The organism is Lampropedia cohaerens (assembly GCF_001005215.1).
Taxonomy (GTDB): Bacteria; Pseudomonadota; Gammaproteobacteria; order Burkholderiales; family Burkholderiaceae_C; genus Lampropedia; species Lampropedia cohaerens.
The window spans coordinates 1-16,966 of sequence record NZ_LBNQ01000023.1; the positions used below are offsets into that span (position 1 = coordinate 1).

At 64.0% G+C, this 16,966-nt stretch carries 13 protein-coding genes, 1 other RNA gene and 1 pseudogene; 3 read left to right on the plus strand and 12 right to left on the minus strand.

The features are described from left to right. Nucleotides 1-9: 9 nt before the first annotated feature. Genes AAV94_RS06990 through AAV94_RS07000 form a run of 3 tightly spaced genes read left to right on the plus strand, consistent with a single transcriptional unit; the run spans nucleotide 10 to nucleotide 9,718 of the window. Nucleotides 10-7,104 carry a putative Ig domain-containing protein gene (locus tag AAV94_RS06990; RefSeq protein WP_231731288.1) on the plus strand — a complete coding sequence of 2,365 codons (7,095 nt, stop codon included), beginning with the start codon at nucleotides 10-12 and terminating at the stop codon, nucleotides 7,102-7,104. 5 nt (nucleotides 7,105-7,109) lie between these two features. Beyond that, nucleotides 7,110-8,366, plus strand: a complete 1,257-nt coding sequence (locus AAV94_RS06995) for a glycosyltransferase (protein WP_052754953.1) — start codon at nucleotides 7,110-7,112, stop codon at nucleotides 8,364-8,366. Beyond that, on the plus strand, nucleotides 8,354-9,718 hold the full coding sequence (locus AAV94_RS07000; RefSeq protein WP_046741625.1) for an HlyD family type I secretion periplasmic adaptor subunit: 1,365 nt from the start codon (nucleotides 8,354-8,356) through the stop codon (nucleotides 9,716-9,718). The genes AAV94_RS06995 and AAV94_RS07000 overlap by 13 nt, the downstream gene beginning before the upstream one ends. Before the next feature lie 211 nt (nucleotides 9,719-9,929). On the opposite strand, the gene AAV94_RS07005 is transcribed toward AAV94_RS07000, so the two are convergent. The 12 genes and pseudogenes from AAV94_RS07005 to ompA all read right to left on the minus strand — a co-directional run bounded on the left by AAV94_RS07005 (nucleotide 9,930) and on the right by ompA (nucleotide 16,926). Then, the gene (locus AAV94_RS07005) at nucleotides 9,930-10,412 is read right to left on the minus strand and encodes a hypothetical protein (RefSeq protein ID WP_231731300.1); all 483 of its coding nucleotides are present in this window, start codon (nucleotides 10,410-10,412) and stop codon (nucleotides 9,930-9,932) included. Between the two features lie 26 nt (nucleotides 10,413-10,438). Further along, entirely contained in the window at nucleotides 10,439-10,948 is a 510-nt protein-coding gene (locus tag AAV94_RS07010) for a lysozyme (RefSeq protein WP_046741627.1), read from the minus strand. Continuing rightward, on the minus strand, nucleotides 10,945-11,172 hold the full coding sequence (locus tag AAV94_RS07015) for a DUF7940 domain-containing protein (RefSeq protein ID WP_046741628.1): 228 nt from the start codon (nucleotides 11,170-11,172) through the stop codon (nucleotides 10,945-10,947). The genes AAV94_RS07010 and AAV94_RS07015 overlap by 4 nt, the downstream gene beginning before the upstream one ends. After that, on the minus strand, nucleotides 11,169-11,471 hold the full coding sequence (locus tag AAV94_RS07020) for a DUF6127 family protein (protein WP_046741629.1): 303 nt from the start codon (nucleotides 11,469-11,471) through the stop codon (nucleotides 11,169-11,171). The genes AAV94_RS07015 and AAV94_RS07020 overlap by 4 nt, the downstream gene beginning before the upstream one ends. A gap of 65 nt (nucleotides 11,472-11,536) precedes the next feature. Next, a complete protein-coding gene (locus AAV94_RS07025) occupies nucleotides 11,537-11,887 on the minus strand; it encodes a DUF2793 domain-containing protein (RefSeq protein ID WP_046741630.1) in 351 nt (116 codons plus the stop codon). Between the two features lie 3 nt (nucleotides 11,888-11,890). Further along, nucleotides 11,891-12,313 (minus strand): annotated as a pseudogene (locus tag AAV94_RS07030) (hypothetical protein); the annotation flags it as partial. A 69-nt stretch (nucleotides 12,314-12,382) separates the two neighbouring features. Next, entirely contained in the window at nucleotides 12,383-13,399 is a 1,017-nt protein-coding gene (locus AAV94_RS07035) for a nucleotidyl transferase AbiEii/AbiGii toxin family protein (RefSeq protein ID WP_046741631.1), read from the minus strand. Beyond that, nucleotides 13,392-14,012 carry a DUF6088 family protein gene (locus AAV94_RS07040; protein ID WP_046741632.1) on the minus strand — a complete coding sequence of 207 codons (621 nt, stop codon included), beginning with the start codon at nucleotides 14,010-14,012 and terminating at the stop codon, nucleotides 13,392-13,394. The genes AAV94_RS07035 and AAV94_RS07040 overlap by 8 nt, the downstream gene beginning before the upstream one ends. A 351-nt stretch (nucleotides 14,013-14,363) precedes the next feature. Beyond that, nucleotides 14,364-14,737, minus strand: a transfer-messenger RNA (tmRNA) gene (ssrA, locus tag AAV94_RS14620). Between the two features lie 12 nt (nucleotides 14,738-14,749). Continuing rightward, nucleotides 14,750-15,409 carry an HAD family hydrolase gene (locus AAV94_RS07045; RefSeq protein ID WP_046741633.1) on the minus strand — a complete coding sequence of 220 codons (660 nt, stop codon included), beginning with the start codon at nucleotides 15,407-15,409 and terminating at the stop codon, nucleotides 14,750-14,752. Further along, entirely contained in the window at nucleotides 15,406-16,131 is a 726-nt protein-coding gene (gene ubiG, locus AAV94_RS07050; RefSeq protein WP_046741634.1) for a bifunctional 2-polyprenyl-6-hydroxyphenol methylase/3-demethylubiquinol 3-O-methyltransferase UbiG, read from the minus strand. Before ubiG ends, AAV94_RS07045 begins: the two co-directional genes overlap by 4 nt. Before the next feature lie 96 nt (nucleotides 16,132-16,227). Beyond that, nucleotides 16,228-16,926, minus strand: coding sequence for an outer membrane protein OmpA (ompA, locus tag AAV94_RS07055; RefSeq protein WP_046741635.1), 699 nt, complete (start codon nucleotides 16,924-16,926; stop codon nucleotides 16,228-16,230). Nucleotides 16,927-16,966 lie beyond the last annotated feature (40 nt).

Sequence of the window (16,966 nt, forward strand, 5' to 3'; positions counted from 1 at the left end):
GCCACCGACGTGTGGTTTACCTCGGACGTGACCAACAGCCTGCCCACCGAATGGGTGGAGGTGCCCGAAGACATCGCCGCCCTTCCCGACGCCCAAGGCTACGGCAAGGTGCGCGATCTGCACCAGGCCATGGCGATGGATGCCACGGGCGAGCTCAAGGCGCTGGTTGTCGCCTTCACCCAGGCGGATACGCCGGAAGATCGCATGGCGCTGGTGCGTCAGATCATCTACCGCTGGACCGGTGTGCAGGACATCGATCCGACCAGCCGCACCAATGCGGGCTGGGGCAATGCCATAGGAGACGCCCGCAAGCTCGAAGCCCTGGAAGAGTTCCTGGGCGAGGAATGGCGGCAATACACCTGGGGGGCCAACCCTGGCCGGGACGCCGCGCGTGCCCTCAACGAAGCCTACGACCAGCTCGAAGCGCTGGTCTATGGCCAGCTCATGTCGCAAAGCCACCTGCGTGGCCTGTTCCAGAGCATTGCCTACCACTGGGATGCCGAGACCGAATCCGTGGTGGGCGACCTCACCGCGGTGGCACAGACGCTGGCCACGCGCATCGACAGCGACCGCGAGGCGGGCTTGGCGGATCTGGGTGACTTCCTCTACTCGCTCAAGGGCATGGGACTACTCAACCGGCTGGATGTGGCGAGCTTCAAGGCTGCGCTGCTGCCCCTGGGCGCGGACGTGGCGCAGACCATGGACGCGGCGCTCCAGGGCTGGGTGGCGGGCGGCCCGACGGAAGCGGATGACGTGCTGCGCGGCACCGAATTCAACGATCTGCTCGATGCCCGGGGCGGCAATGACCGCCTGCTGGGCCGCGGCGGCAACGACACCCTGATCGGTGGCGCCGGCAACGACGTGCTCGATGGGGGTGCAGGCAACGATGACTTGCGTGGTGGTGCCGGAGCGGACACCTACCGCTTCGGTCGGGGCGATGGGCACGACACGATCATCGAGGATTCCTGGCAGCAAAATGAGACCGACCGCATCGAGCTCAAGGCAGGCGTGCTGCCCTCCGATGTGCGGCTGGAGCGGGTGCGCACGGTCAACGGCTGGCAGGTCAGCGATGACCTGAAGATCACCATCCGCGACACCGGCGAGACGCTCATCGTCAAGAACCATTTCAACGAGAGCAACCGCTTCGCGGTGGAGGAAATCGCCTTCGCCGACGGCACGCTGTGGGATGCGGAGGCGATCAAGTCTCGCGTGCTCCTGGGCGGGGACGAGAACGACGAGTTGCGCGGCTTCAATGGTCGCGATGACGTGATCGTTGGTGGCGCGGGCAATGACGAACTCTTTGGCGGCGACGGCAACGACATCTTGATCGGCGGCGCGGGCAATGATTGGCTCGAAGGCGGCGCGGGTTCCGACACCTACCGCGTCACGCTGGGCGACGGGCAGGATGTAATCAACGAAGGCTACACCGCTGGCACGGACACGGTGGAGCTGGAGGCAGGCATCACCCCCGCCGATGTCACCGTGCGCTGGACGTTGCAAGGCGACATGGCCGTCACCCTGCCGGATGGCAGCCAACTCACCGTGCGCGGGCAGGCCGACACGTGGTCTACCGAGCGAGGGATCGAGCAACTGCGCTTTGCCGACGGCACGGTGTGGGATCGTAGCGAGCTGGCGGCACGGGCGCTGGCCGCCACATCGGGTGATGACGCGATCGTTGGCGGTTACCAGGACGACACGCTGGATGGCGGCGCCGGAAACGACCGGTTCCAGAACCTGGGCGGCTATGACACCTATCGCTTCGGCACGGGCGACGGGCAGGACGTGATTGAAGCAACTTATGGGCGCGTGCTGTTCAAGCCCGGCATTGGCCAGAACGACATCACATTCAGCCGCGACGGCAACGACCTGATCGCCACCGTCACCGCTTCGGGCGACGCGGTGCGCATCAAGGACTGGCTCAACAGTTGGCAACGCATCGACCGCTTCGACTTCGCCAACGGCGCAAGTCTGAACGTGAACGATGTGCTGGCCAAGCTCAATGTCAGCGAAGGCGCGGAAATCCTCTACGGCTCGCCGGACGAGGATACGTTGGCGGGCACCGAGAAGGACAGCGTGATCTATGGTCGCGAGGGCAACGACGTGCTCACTGGCGGCGCGGGGCGCGACCAGCTCTTCGGCGAAGCCGGTGATGACACACTGGATGGCGGCGCCGACCGCGACTCGCTCTACGGCGGCGCGGGTAACAACACCTACATCGTGGCTCCGGGCACAGGGCTGGACAACGCCATGGGCGCGAGCCTGGCGGTGGCCAACGACACCGTGGTCTTCGCGCCGGGCATCCGGCCCGAGGACGTGTCGGTGCAGTTGGGGGATGCGAGTTGGGGCGGCCAGGCGGGTGATGTCGGCTACACCAACCTGGTCATTGGCATCGGCGGCAACGATGCGTTGGTGCTGAACCATCAGAACTGGGACGACCTGGGGCGCGGCGCCATTCAGCGTTTCCGCTTCGGCGATGGCACCGAATGGACGCTCTCCGACGTGATCGCCCGCGCCGATGGCGGCAAGATGGGCTGGCAGCAGCGCTATTGGGGCGACCCGACCACGATCCTCGGCAGCCAGGCCGATGACGACATTAACGACTACACCGGCCAGTCGGTCACCGTCCAGGCACGCGGCAACGACGACAACGTCTACCTGGCTGCCGGCAATGACATCGTCTCGGCTGGCAGCGGCAACGACAACGTGTACTCGGGTGCCGGCGACGATCTGGTCGCTGGTGAGGCGGGCGATGACCGCATCGACACCGGCGCGGGCGACGATGTGGTCGTCTTCAACCACGGCGACGGCCATGACCGGCTGACCACCGGCGAAGGCACGGACACGCTGTCCTTCGGCGCCTCGGTGACGCCCGCCATGCTCTCCGCCGCCTTGGACCGCGACGGGCGCGTGGTGCTGCTGATCGAAGGTGGTGCAGGCGGCTCGATCACGCTGGACGACACGCGCATCGACAATCTGCCGGGCGATCTGGAACGCATCCAGTTCATCGATGCCGACGGCAAGACGCGCGTGTTCGACCTTGCGGGCTGGCTGAAGGCCAACGCGGGCACCTTGTTGTCGGCAACGACCACAATGCCGCTGGCCTTTGATGGCACGGGCTTCGAGTTGACCGGCACGGTAGCCCCGGCAGGCGGACTGGAGGCGGTGGCCTATGCCCAGTCTGGCGATCTGTTCGCTTCTGCCAACCTTGCGAACAACATCCCGAGCGACGGCGATGACGTGCTCTATGGCACCGCCAATGGCGACACCCTGGACGCGGGCGCGGGCAACGACATCGCGCTGGGCTTGGCGGGCGACGATGCCATCCTCGGCGGTGATGGCAACGACCTGATCCACGGCGGCGAGGGTGACGATGTGCTTGATGGCGGCGCGGGGAATGACACCCTTTACGGTGGTCAGGGTGCAGATACCCTGATCGGCGGCACCGGGGAGGATGCGCTGTATGGCGAGTGGGGCGGCGACACCTACGTGTATCAGGCAGGCGATGGCGTGACAATCATCGACGACGATCACCGCATGTCGGGCTGTGCCTATGAGCCTCAATTTGCCGAAGTAAGTGCAGCGTATGCCTGGGGTGATGGCGATGGCAGCTATTGTGGTGTTGACGATGCGCCCAACATCCTCAGCTTCGGGCCGGGCATCCGTCCCGAAGACCTGCGTTATTCGGAAGAAAACGGTGATTTGGTGATCGAATTTGCCAATCGTCCGGGCGACAAGGTCGTCTTGCGTGGCTACATGCCCGGACGCGCTACGCAAACCCGTTCGGTGGATGTCATTCGCTTTGCCGACGGGACTGAAATCGTGGCGGATACCATCGAGCCGACCGGCAAGACCGAAACGGCGGGCGACGAAGGCGGCGGGCTTTATGGCACGCCGTTTGCCGACACTCTGGTCGGCGGCGATGGCGATGATGTGATCTACGGCGAAGGCGGTTCGGATGTTCTGGTAGGCGGTGCCGGCTCGGATACCTACAACGTTTATAAGGAATGGGGATCGTCCCCCGTTCAGACAACCATCGTCGAAACTTGGCGGGCGCAAGACAGTAACCGCCTCGAATTGACCGGCGAGGTTGACGCCGATGCTCTGTATCTGGCTTTCGATGGCCGCGATCTGGTGCTGCATCTGAATGAAGAAGGCGACTTGATCCGCTTTGCCGGGTTCGACCCGCGCGCGCCGGGCATGCGGGCGCCCGTTGCGGAAATCAGCCTGCCCTGGTGGGGCATCAACCTGTCGTTCGACGACCTGCTGGCACGCGGGGTTCGTTACGGCGATCACACACAAGATATCTACGACGTCAACATTGGCGACGGCGAGGTCTTTATCGAGGATGTCGCCGCCCCGGATGCCGGCAACGTGTTGCGGTTTGGGCCCGGCATCGATCCGGAAACGTTACGCAATCGCCTGGGCTTCGAGACGGACGGCAATGGCGGCCATGTGCTGCTCATCCCCTACGGCGACGACGGTGACGTAGTGCGGCTGACCGGCTTCGATCCCGATGATGTGTTGGGGACGCGTGCTGTTGATCGCTTCGAATTTGCAGATGGCACGGTATGGGATTACGCAACGTTGGTCGCCAATGGTTTCTCGGTTTTTGGCGACGAGGCATCGAACGACATCGGAGGTAGCCAGCTCGCTGATCGACTCTACGGCCAGGACGGTGACGACATAATCGACGGCAAGAGTGGCGTCAACGAGTTTCACGGTGGGGGAGGCAACGACATTCTGATCGGAGGCGATCAGGTGGATGGTTATTTCTTCCAGCACGGCGATGGTGTGGACACCATCATTGACGGCCCGAGCGACAATTTCATCGTCTTTGGCCCTGGCGTCAGCAAAACGGATATCTCGGTTGCCTGGGATGGCGATACGCTGGTGCTGCGCTACGGACCGGGCGATGAAATCAGAATCCCGGATTTCTTTGCCAAGACGTCGAACGGCACGCCTCCCGTGACGGCCATCAGGTTCGACGACGGGGAAATGACTTCGATCCCATCATTAATCTCGGCTTCATCTACCGTTCAGTTGGAGGCAGGTGAACTGCCGGCGGCCACTGAAGACGCCGTATATCGCCACTCGATTGTGCTGTCGAATTTCGAACAGGCTGGAGCATTCGGGGCTGCGCGAATGCTGAACCTTCGCCAAGCCGATGGTAGTCCGTTACCCGGCTGGCTGACCTTTGATGCTGAGCACGGTTTGCTCAGAGGCACCCCTGTCAACGAGGATGTTGGGCAACTCGACCTGATCGTCGAAGCTTGGGGCGATTATGGACTGTTGGCAACGCAGAGACTGCGCCTATCCGTCAACAACACCAACGACGCGCCGGAAGTGGCTATAGCGCTCACCAACCAGCAAGCCACCGAGGATGCGCCCTTTGCCTTCACCGTGCCGCAGGATGCCTTCCGCGACGTGGATGCGGGCGATGCGCTCACGCTCTCGGCCACCCAGGCCGACGGCTCGGCGCTGCCGTCGTGGCTCCAGTTCGATGCGGCGACGCGCACCTTCAGCGGCACCCCGGTCAACGGCGATGTGGGCAGCGTCTCCGTACGCCTGACTGCAACGGACTTGGCCGGAGCACAAGCCAGCCAGACCTTCGCCATCGAGGTGGCCAATGTCAACGACGCGCCCGAGGTGGGCGTGTTGCTTGGCAACCAGAGCGGCCGCGTCGGTCAGCCCACCCGCTGGCAACTGCCCGAGGGCGCTTTTGTCGATGTCGATGCGGGCGATGTGCTGACCTACTCGGCCACGCTTGCCGACGGCAGTGCCCTGCCCGGGTGGCTCACCTTCGATGCCGCCACCGGCAGCTTCAGCGGCACCCCAGCCACGGCGGGCAACTACGTCCTGCGGGTCACCGCCACCGACCTGGCAGGTGCACAGGCCAGCCAGAGCTTCACCCTGGCGGTCGAATCCGGCGGCGGCAACCAGGCACCGGTCACGGCGCCGGATACGGCAACCGTCATCGAAGATCGCAAGCTGCTGGCCTGGGGCAATGTGCTCGCCAACGACCGCGATCCGGAAGGCAAGCGCCTGCGCGTGGCCGACCCCGGTATCCGGCGCGGCGAATACGGCGTGCTGACCCTGCTGTCCAATGGCACCTACGCCTACGTGCTCGACGATTGCTCGTCCAAGGTGCAGGGCTTGGGTGCGGGCGAGACGGTCACGGAGACCTTCAATTACCTGGCCAGTGACGGCACGCAGCGTAGCAACGGCGCATTGACGGTGACCGTACAGGGCACCAACGACATGCCCGATCTGGTTCGCTGCCTGAGTGATGTGCAACTCGCCAAGGGCAAGGCGTTCTCGTGGCAGATTCCGGCCGACAGCTTCAAGGATGCTGACCGCAACGACACGCTGAGCTACACGGCCACCCTGTCCAACGGCAAGCCGCTGCCCAGTTGGCTCAAGTTCGATGCCGCCACGCAGACCTTCAGCGGCACGGCGCCGGCCTCGGCCCGCGGCAGCATCGATGTGCGTGTCACCGCCAGCGACGGCCATGGCGAATGCTCGACTGCATCGGATGTCTTCAAGATCAGCTTCGGCAACAAGACGGTGGTGCCGACTGTGACCAAGGGCAACGAGGGCGTGGGCAACGGCGCGGATGCACCGCCTCCCGGACACGGTGCCAACATCAACGATGGCGCGGGCAACTCGCCGGGACAGCCGGGCCGCAAACACGGTGGCGACCGCGACGATGATCCGCTGAGCCGTTTCCTCGACGGCTTCAAGCGCGACGACAAGTCCGCCCACTCGCCCCATTCGGCCTTGCCTGCGCTAGATCGCCGCTGGTTCGAGCAATGGGGTGAGCAACAGCCAGCGTCCGGGCAGACCGGTCATGGGCAGGCCAACCACGATGTGGAGCGCCACTGGGCCGAGTTGATCCACGCCCTGAACCGGCTCGATGCTGAACGGCAAGGGGCGGCGCAGTGGCTGGGCAAGGGCCAGGGCGCCGACCTCGCGGGGCTGGCGGGGCTGCTCTCTGGCAACGCGGCGATGCTGCGCACCCATGGCGACGCCGTGGGGCTGGCCGCCGGTGCCCAGCTCAAGGGCTTTGCCGGCCTGAAGGAAGGCGTCACGGCCTTGCGCTGCTGACCCCCATGCCGCGCGTTCTGATCGCGTGGGAGCTGGGCGAGGCCTTCGGTCACCTCGCCCGGTGCCTGCGGCTGGCGCAAGGGCTCATGGCCCGTGGGCACGGGGTGACCCTGGCGCTCAAGGACGTGCGGCTGCCGGCCGCACAGCGCCCGACACCGGGCATCACCGTGCTACCCGCGCCTCTGACCCCACAGGCGGGCGCGGGCAGCAGCCCACCGGTGAACTACGCCGACGTGCTGCGTGTCAGCGGTTTCGCCGATGCGCGGGATGTGGCTGCGCGACTCAACGCCTGGCGGGGGATGTTTGCCCTGGCGCGGCCCGACATGCTGGTCGCCGACCATGCGCCGACGGCCTTGCTGGCGGCACGGCTCGCCAATATTCCCCATCTGGCCATCGGCAACGGCTTTGCGATTCCACCCGCTGTTTCTCCCTGGCCGTCGATCCGGCCCTGGGAGGCGGTGTCCGATCAGGCGCTCATGGCGGCCGAGGAAAGGCTCGACCGGGTGCTGGAGGCCGCGCAGAAAGCACTAGGCCATGCAAGCACAGTGCGTCTGCGCGACTTGTTCGGTGCCCACGACATCCTGGACACCTTTGCCGAACTCGATCACTGCGGCGCGCGGCCGGATGGGCGCTATGTCGGGCCCATCGTCTCGGTGCCCCAAGCCTTGCGTGTTGGCTGGCAAAGCAAGGAAAGCTCACGCGTGCTGGCCTACCTGCGTCCCGCCGTGCCGGGCTTCCAGGCCATCCTGCAGGCGCTCGCCCGGTTGGATACCGAGGTGCTGTGCATCGCGCCCGGCATGAACCCCGAAGCGGCGAAACGGTGCGCGACGCGGCGTTTGCGCATTGCGCTGGTGCCGATAGATCTGCCCCCTTTGCTTCCACATGCCGATCTCGTGGTCGGCTACGGCAACGGTGGCTTCTCGACCCAGGCACTGCTCGCGGGCGTGCCCTTGGCGATGCGGCCTCGGCATGTCGAGCAGGTACTTTTTGCGCATCGGGTGGAGGAACTGGGTGCGGGCAAGTTGCTCAGTGGCCGCATCGATGTGGACAGCGTCACCACATCATTGCAGGAACTGCTCGGCAACCCGACGTATCGGCAGGCCGCCCGCGCGTTCCGGGATCGTCATGCCGATTACTCGCCCAGCCAAGCCATCGAACAAAGCCTGTTCGTCATCGAGCGCGCGTTGCTCGATGGGTGGAACACTGACCGCACCCGCAAGACCCCAGAATCACAAGAGAGTCCCCCGGCATGCTTGCATTGAAATCCCTCCTCCAGCAGGCCCACGGCGACCCGCTGGATTTCCATCCTCCGCTCGTCCGTTTGCAACACCGCGCGCCCAATCCGCAGGGGCGGCGGGTGTTGTGGGCCATCCTGGCGCTGGTCGCCTTCCTCATCGTCTGGGCGTTGCTCGGGCGGCTGGACATCGTGGCAGTGGCCGACGGCAAACTCGTGCCCGCCAGCTATCTCAAGATCGTGCAGCCCTCGGAAGCGGGCATCGTCAAGGACATCCTGGTGCGCGAGGGCGAGACGGTACGCGCCGGACAGGTGCTCATGCGCATGGATGCGTTGATCACCGAGGCGGATCTCGAAGCCATCGCCGCAGAATACGCCCGCAAGCAACTTCAACTGGCCCGTATCGATGCCGAGCTCGCCGGCAAGCCCTTTGAACCGGATGTTCAGGCGCCGGCGGCGCTGTTGCGCGAGACCGCCGCCCAGTACCAGGCCAACCGCGATGCCCTAGCCGCCGCCTTGGCCGAGGAACGCAGCCGCCTGGCCAAGGCGCAGCAGGAACTGGCCGCCGCCCGCCAGCAGAAAGAGCGGCTGGATGCGGTGCTGCCCCACTACCGCGAGCAGGACAAGGCCTACGAGAAACTGGTCAAACACGGCTTTGCCGGAACCTTGATGGGCTCGGACAAGCGGCGCGAGCGCATCGAGAAGGAGCAGGAGCTGGAGACACAAAAGCACCTGATCGCCTCCGCCCAGGCCAGCATCGACCAGTCGCTCAAAAAACTCAGGCAGATCGAGGCGGACTATCTGCGGCAGCTGCACGCCGAGCGCAATGAGGCGCGGGCACAAATCGACAAGCTGGCCAAGGAACTGGAGAAGCAGCAGCACCGGCGCGCGCTGCTGGAACTCAAAGCCCCGCAGGACGGGGTGATCAAGGACCTGGCCACCCACACCGCCGGCACCGTGGTGCAGCCGGGTACCGTGCTGGCCAGCCTCGTGCCTCGCGAAGAAAAGCTCAAGGCCGAGGTCTGGGTCTCCAACGAGGACATCGGCTTCGTGCGGCCGGGACTGACGGTCAAGCTCAAGTTCGCCACCTATCCCTTCCAGAAGTACGGCATGGGACAGGGCACCGTCGAGCACGTGAGTGCCGATGCCCAGAGCGAGGAAGAAGCCCGAGACCAGGGGCTGGCGGGCGGCCAGCGGCCGCTGCGCTACAAAGCCCTGGTGGCGCTCGACGCAAACGCGCTGGAGATGGATGGGGTGCAGTATCCCTTGTCGGTGGGCATGCAGACCACGGCGGAAATCCTGCTGGGCGACCGTACGGTGGCGGAGTACCTGCTCTCACCCGTGAAAAAAGCTTGGCACGAGGCCGGTCGAGAGCGATGAGCAATGCCCGACGGCCGTCGTCACTGACGCAGGCACTGCCCAGCCAGGTACACCGATTGCAGCACGGCGACCCGCTTGTCGCCGTGCCGAGTGGGCGCGTCATCGGTCTGGCACTGGGTGGCGAGATGGGTCTGGTTCATCAAGGTGCGAACGTAGCATGAGCGCCGGTTGCGGCGAAAGTCGTGTCTTGCTCCCACAAGTGGCGTTGGCGTCAGTTCTCAGGCGCGGTATTCGCCAAGCGCACCATTTCTCCGATCCACGCCTGCAACGCCCTCAGTTGCTCGGCATTTTCGTGGCAGGTCCGGTAGTTGGCGGCAACGGTTCCGGCGACGGCAGAGAGCGCAATGCCTGCGGGGGCCGCATCAGCATCTCGGGCGGGCTCGGGCAACTCACCGGCGGCGGCAGCGTCGTGCAGGAGCACAAAGCCACGGTTGATGGTGCAAGCAGCGTCAGCCTGAACGGGCACATAGACGGGAACCTCCTTGATGATGGTGTCGCCTTTCTCGCGAACGACACGAACTCGGTCGACGTATTCGGTGACGACCTTGACGGTGGCCTGCGCTTGTCGCTCGCGGACGGCGGCGGCTTGCAGGGTCTGCTTCTGGACGGCAGCGTCCCACTGGGCCTGAACGTGGCCCGCACCCTTGATCCAGCCGAAGCCGATCAGTGCAGTGGCGAGCAGGACGAGGGCCAGCTAGCGGTACGGCCACGGGATCAAGCTCATGGGGCTTCTCCGATGCACTGGCGGTACTCGGCCTCGCGCCGTGTGGCCAACCCGCCGCACAGGCGCGCATTGGCAGGCAGCGCGCAGTCCTTGCCCTGGAAGAAGCGCCAGCGCAGCAGCTCGGCGCAGGCTCCCGCGTAGTCCTCGGCGTTGAGTTTCCTCACCAGCGTGGACTGGCAGAACGCGCGGCTGCCGACGTTGTAGGAGAAGCTCACCAGCGCGTCGTACTCGTGCTGGGCCAGCGGCACGGCCACGCATTGCTTGAGCGCCCCCTCGAATTGCTGCACGTCGGTAAGTGCCCGAGCCAGCGCCTTTGGCGGCGTGGTGGTGTCGCCCAGCTTCACCCCAGTGGTGGTGCCGAAACCAATGGTCGGTACATCGCCCTTGACGGGGATCACTGCACGGTCGGTGTAGCCCTCGTGCAGCACGATGCCAACTAGGGCGGCGGCGGACAGCGTCAGTCCGGCCACCATCCTGCGCATCGCTGGTGATGGTGGCCGGGTCATCGGTGCATCTCCGGCTGCGCCACGATGCGAGCAACGGTTGCGCCGATGCTGGCGGCAAAGGCCAGCAGCACGAATGCGCCACGCGGCAGCACGTCGCCAAACAGCGGCACCACCACTTCCGCCGCCGTGAAGGCAGCGGCCAGAAGCGAGAAGCGAATGCTCCAGGCACGGCGGAGCACGCATCGCCAGTTGTCGAGCAGGCAGAGCTTGGGCTTGGCGGTCATGACGCACCTCCCATCAGCTTGAGCTTGATGGCGGCACCGACCAGCAGCGCGGCGAGGATGCCGGTGGTGATGACCTTGACGGCGGTCTGCCACGCGGTGCGACGCGCATCGCGCCACGCTTGCAGCAGATCGCGCAGTTCACGGATGTCCTTCGCGGCGTGGCCGTTCTCCAGGCCCAGGTGGGCGAGAACTCGCTCGGCCCGGCGTTCGGCGGCGCGGTCGAGCAGTTCGTCGAAGTCCTCGCGTCGAATGAGCAGCATGTTTTCCACGAGGGCGGCAGGTTGGTGTTCGTCGGTCATTGCAGTCTCCAAAAACGACGAACCCGCCTTGTGGGCGGGTTCAGATGGTTGCGGGTGGGTGAAGATCAGATGGCGAGGCCTGCGCTCCATCCAGTGGACTTGTAGGCCGAGAGGTTGGCCTCGTCCTCAATGAAGCAAAGCCAGCCGATCTTGGGCGTGTGGTACTCCCAGACATCTGCGATGCGTGCGGCGATCAGGTTGGTCTTGCCTGCCCACACGCCGGTGGCAGCGGCAGGAATCAGGTAGCGGTCGCCATTGGCCGGGTTGGCCGGTGGCGTGGTCAGGTCACGGTCTTTCACGGACAGGCCGACCACAGCGCCGAGGCGCTTGAGGTTGGCGTCCATGCCGCTGTCCCAGCCGCTCTCGCCGAGCGTCCAGCCGTAATTGAGTCCAAGGTTCGGATCGGTTGATGACATGGTTTATCTCCAGAGATTCGAGGCTTGACGAATGCGCCGGACAGCGTCCGGATCGCCGGTGCGATGGCTTTGCCGCGGGTGCTGTCGCCAGTGCCGCCCAACGATGGGCAGGTACAACACGCCGCCGCGCTTGGCCACGAGCAGGGTCAGCAGCCAGTCGGCGAAGTTGTTGAGGTCGGTGGTTTCCTTGAGCACGGCTTCGACGGCAGATCGACGCATCACGATCAGGCCGTGCGCGTGGCTGGCGCTGTTGGCGTGTTGCCAACGGCTGTAGGCCAGACGCCGCACGGCAATGTCTTGGCCGTTTTCGTTGGTCAGCGCTTCGTCGGTATAGGCCATCACGGCTTGCGGGCAGGCATCCAGCGCATCGGCCAGTTGTGTGAAGACATTCGCTTCGTACAGATCGTCGGGATCGACGAAGGACATAGGTCCTCAATTTCTTGTTTGCGCTCGGGCGCGGCGCCTTGCAGCAGAGCCTTAACAGCGACGCTTGCTTCAACCATTGCCGATCCCATTGATCGCTGCTTCCAGCGCGCGCAGGCGATCGACGATGGCATCGAAGGTGGGAGGCTCGCCGATGAACATGCCGGCACCGATCATGCGCTGGAAGTCATCGCGCAGCGCGGCCAGTGCGGCATCTTCCGGAATGAGTCTGAGCTGCCCGGCCAAGCATGCGTCGTAGTTGGCGTAGCTCGCGTTGTAGAAGGCCTTCTTGTGCTTGACGACATCGGCGAGCAGAGCGCGATCGGCCAAAGCGGCTTGCCCATGGGCAAGATCGGCCAGCATGGCCAGGTCGTACCAGTGGCGTGACAGGCGTTCGGCACCTGTGCGGAACGCGTCGCGCTGACACTCGACGTGCATCAGCGTCGCTTTTTCCCAGAAGGTACGTGCCGGAGACAGCACACTGACCGTCGATCGAGGGAAATCGAGTTCAGCGACATGTTCCGCGATATCGGGCCGTACCTCATGCTCCTCGTTCGGTTCGGTGATGTTGCGGCCACCGAACTCGATCAGGACGCTGTTGCCCACATAGTCTCCCGTTACCTCCAGCACGCTCGGGTAGTGCATCCGCATCTGCTCGCCGTCATCGCTGATTTCAAGCTGGAACGCTTGGGCATCGAACTCCTCCGCCAGCATTCTCTGGAAGTGCGGCGCCACGACACCGTGGGCATGGTCGCGCACGAAAGACTTGAGATCCTCGCTGAATTTCTTCAGCCGATTGCGTGAGACGCCTTCGGCAAACGGGTCGAAGGCGCCGTCCAAGCCACGGTAGTCGAGCGTGATGTCCACGTCCTCGGAGAAGCGGGCAATGGCGCCGAACACCTTGGAGAGTGAGGTGCCGCCCTTGAAGGCCATCGGCAGTCGGTCGGGCATGGTGAAGAGGGTCTGCAGCACCCAGCAGACCCAGACATCCTTTTCCAGTACGACGGGCGTGCGCGCAAGCTGCGGGGCCAGTGCCCGATAGATTTGGGACTGCTCTTGAGCTTTCAGGTGCAGGAAGGACTCAGGCATGAACGGCCGTCCGCTCGTTGCGGAAGATGGCGTCGCTCATCCACGCGGGCATTGAGCTGGTGGCTGACTTCAGCACCTCGAATTCGCTCGATCCCAGCTTGCGCCGAATCTTCTCGATGAGAGCCGGCGTCACTTCCTTCTTGCCGAGATACCACATCGCCGCAAGCGCGAGCCCGGCGGGTCGTCCTGCCAGGGCCAACTTGCGTTGGCAGACGTGCTGCAGACGGATCTCCATCTTGCCCACGCGGATGCGCTTCGACGGGCCGGATGTCACGAATACAGACTGGGTCGGGACCTGCGTGGTCAGTTCGAGCCGACGCGCCGCTTCAGCACCATGAACCTGGACGACGGCACCTGTGGTCCTTGCAACGGTCTCGGCCACCTTAAGAGGCTCGGGCATCACCTTGCCAACGAAACGGCTGACCTCGGGACGCACAAAGACGCCGCGCGTCACACGCTCGATCGACCCTGCCTTGACGAGGCGGGAGAGGGTCTGATCGACCGACGCACGCGTGCCGCACCCCAGGAATGCTGTCGGGGTGAAAGGCTCCCCGATCGGCATCGCCTCGATGCGCTGGCGAATCAGCTCGGCAGTCTTGGTCGTCGTGTTCATGTACGAAAATATATGCGAGTTTCTGACAAACTGCAAGTGCGATGACTCGCAAGGAAAGTTGCTCGTGTTCCCTTTGCTATCCGATGCTGCAATCCAACCGCTGGATTCGTCCGCGCGCAACTCTTTGATCTGTATGGGTGTGACTGGCGGCCTTTGCGGACTTCGGGCCAGTTTCAGGGAGCGAGGTCGGAGCGAGGAATGGCCAGGAGAGAGTGGAATGTGGCCGCGAGCGGCCAGTTCTGGCGGGCGGCGAAGTCCGCAGGCTTCCGCAGGAACCCCCAACAACACGCGGGAACTGGCGCAAACAGACAAGAAAAAACCCCAACCGAGAACGGTTGGTTTTTTAAATGTTGGTGGAGCTGGCGGGAATTGAACCCGCGTCCGCAAGCCTTTTCTGGGCAGTTCTACATGCTTAGTGGTCTGTTTTGATCTCGCCTTGCAGGCCGCGCAGCCACACGCTGCTTGCAAGGCCAGCATCCTTGGATCTCATCGGCAGCCAAGATGCCCGGCTGTCGACCAGCTGATGTGAATGAACTTGCAGCTACGGCCTTGCGGCCTTCACCCAGCCCATCAGCGAGCTGTTGCAAGTCTCACCGGGATTTAAGCGGCGAGTGCGAAACGATCGTCGTTTGCAGTTAGTTTTTCGAATCAAGATTTACGAGCGTGACTCAAGCTCGGCATGCACCACTCCAGATCTGTACCCGCGTCGAAACCAGGACAGCCCCAGAGAAGCCATTCTATTCGATTCCCAGCAAGGTCAAGAGTTCCAGCGGAGAATCGATATAGTGATCGGCTGGCCACGTAGCTGTGTCGTCGTCTGCAGCAATATATCCATAGCGGGCAGCAACCGTGGTCATGCCGGCGGATTTGCCTGCCAGCATGTCACGCCGATCATCACCGACATAGATGCAGCCTGAAGGGGGCACTTTCAAGAGTGCGGCTGCATGCAGCAGAGGCAGCGGGTGGGGTTTGGCGTGGGCGGTCGTGTCCCCGCCGACCAGTGCTTGGCACTGCGCAAGCGCCGGATCGCCCGCTACGATAGGTCTGGCAAGGCGCTCGATCTTGTTGGTCACGATGCCCCAAGGTATCTGGCCGACGCGCAGAGCGTCGAGCACCTGGGCAACGCCGTCAAAGGGCTGTGTCGCTTCGCCGATGCAAGCTTCGTAGGTATCGAAGAACTCGTCGCGCAATGACGCGAAAGAGGGTGAATCCGGGTCCGCGTCCAGCCCAATGGGCAGAAGCCCTCGTGCGCCGCTGCCGACCAATGGTCGATACTGCGCAATGGGCAATGGGGGCTGCGCGCGCTGCTGGCGCATGCGGTTAACGGCCAGTGCCAGATCCGCGGCACTATCGACGAGCGTGCCATCCAGGTCGAACAATACGGCCTGAGGTGTCATGGTTTGCGCGCCGCGAGCATGTAGTTCACGTCCAGGTTGTCACTGAGCCAGTAGCGTCCAGTGATGGGATTGTGTTCCAGCCCCTTGCTGGCCTGAAGATCCAGCTCGGCACGGCGCAGCCAGCAGGCCAACTCGGCGGGAGTGATGAACTTGGCATGGTCATGCGTACCGCGCGGCAAGATGCCGAGGACGTATTCCGCGCCGACGATGGCAAAAAGCCAGGACTTGGCATTGCGGTTGATGGTGGAGAAAAACAGCCAGCCACCGGGCTTGGCCATTTGTGCGCAGGCGCGAACGATGGACTCGGGGTCGGGAACGTGCTCGAGCATTTCCATGCAGGTGACGACATCGAAGGAGCCAGGTTCACGCTCGGCCAGGTTTTCCGCGCTGATGCACTCGTACCGCAGGTTGTCCAACTTGCCGTCGAGCGCATGCAGAGTGGCCACACCCAGGGACTTTTCCGCGAGATCGATACCTAGCACCTGCTGTGCGCCGCGGCGTGCCATGGACTCTGCCAGGATGCCGCCTCCGCAGCCGACATCCACGATGCGCTTGCCGGCAAGGCTCGCGCAGCATTGGCTGATCCATTCCAGGCGCAACGGATTGATGGCATGCAGCGGGCGGAATGCACCATGCGGATCCCACCACTTGTCGGCCAGATTCGAGAATTTCTGAAGCTCTTGGGCATCCGCGTTGGAGGCGGTGATGGATGAAGTCGTCATGCCGGCATTATGCCAATGCTGCAGTTGGCGAAGGCGGGCATGAAAAAGCCCCTCCGGGGAGGGGCTTTGCCTTCACCAACGAGGGTGAGGGAGGAATTACTGGACGCGCTGCTCGCGAGCCGTACCAACCACTTCGATTTCCACGCGACGGTTCTGCGCGCGGCCTTCGCGGGTAGCGTTGCTGGCGATCGGCTCGAGCTCACCCTTGCCTTCGGTGTAGATGCGGTTGGCATCGATGCCCTTGCTGACCAGGTATTCCTTGACCGCAGCCGCACGGCGCTCGGACAGGCCTTGGTTGTACGCCTCAGGACCGGTGGAGTCGGTGTGACCCACGGCAATGATGACTTCCAGGTCGAAGTTGTCGGAGTGCACGCGCTCAGCGAGTTCATCCAGCTGGGCACGGCCTTCGGGCTTCAGGGTGGCCTTGTCGAAATCAAAGAAAGTGTCAGCCGAGAAGGAGGTCTTCACCCACTCAGGCTCGGGGGCGGGAGGAGGCGGCACGGGTGCAGCAGGAGCAGGTGCGGGGGCCTGGACGACCAGTGCGCCATCGCAGCCGGTTGCTGCAGTAGCGGGAGTCCAGAACGCATTGCGCCAGCACAGTTCGTTTGTGCCATTGACCCAGACCAGCTCTCCGCTGCCGTTCTGCCAGTTGTTGATTGCATTGCCGCCATCGGCTGCTTGTACTTGAACGTTGGCGCCGGTGCCATTGGCCAGGGGTGCTTGCTGAGCATGTGCGGCGGCTGTTGCGAGTGCAGCAGAGGCAAACAAAACCGCCACTTTGTTGAGTTTCTTCATGGTTCTCCTCTTGGGGAAAGGGCCGCAGCCTCGCTGCGAG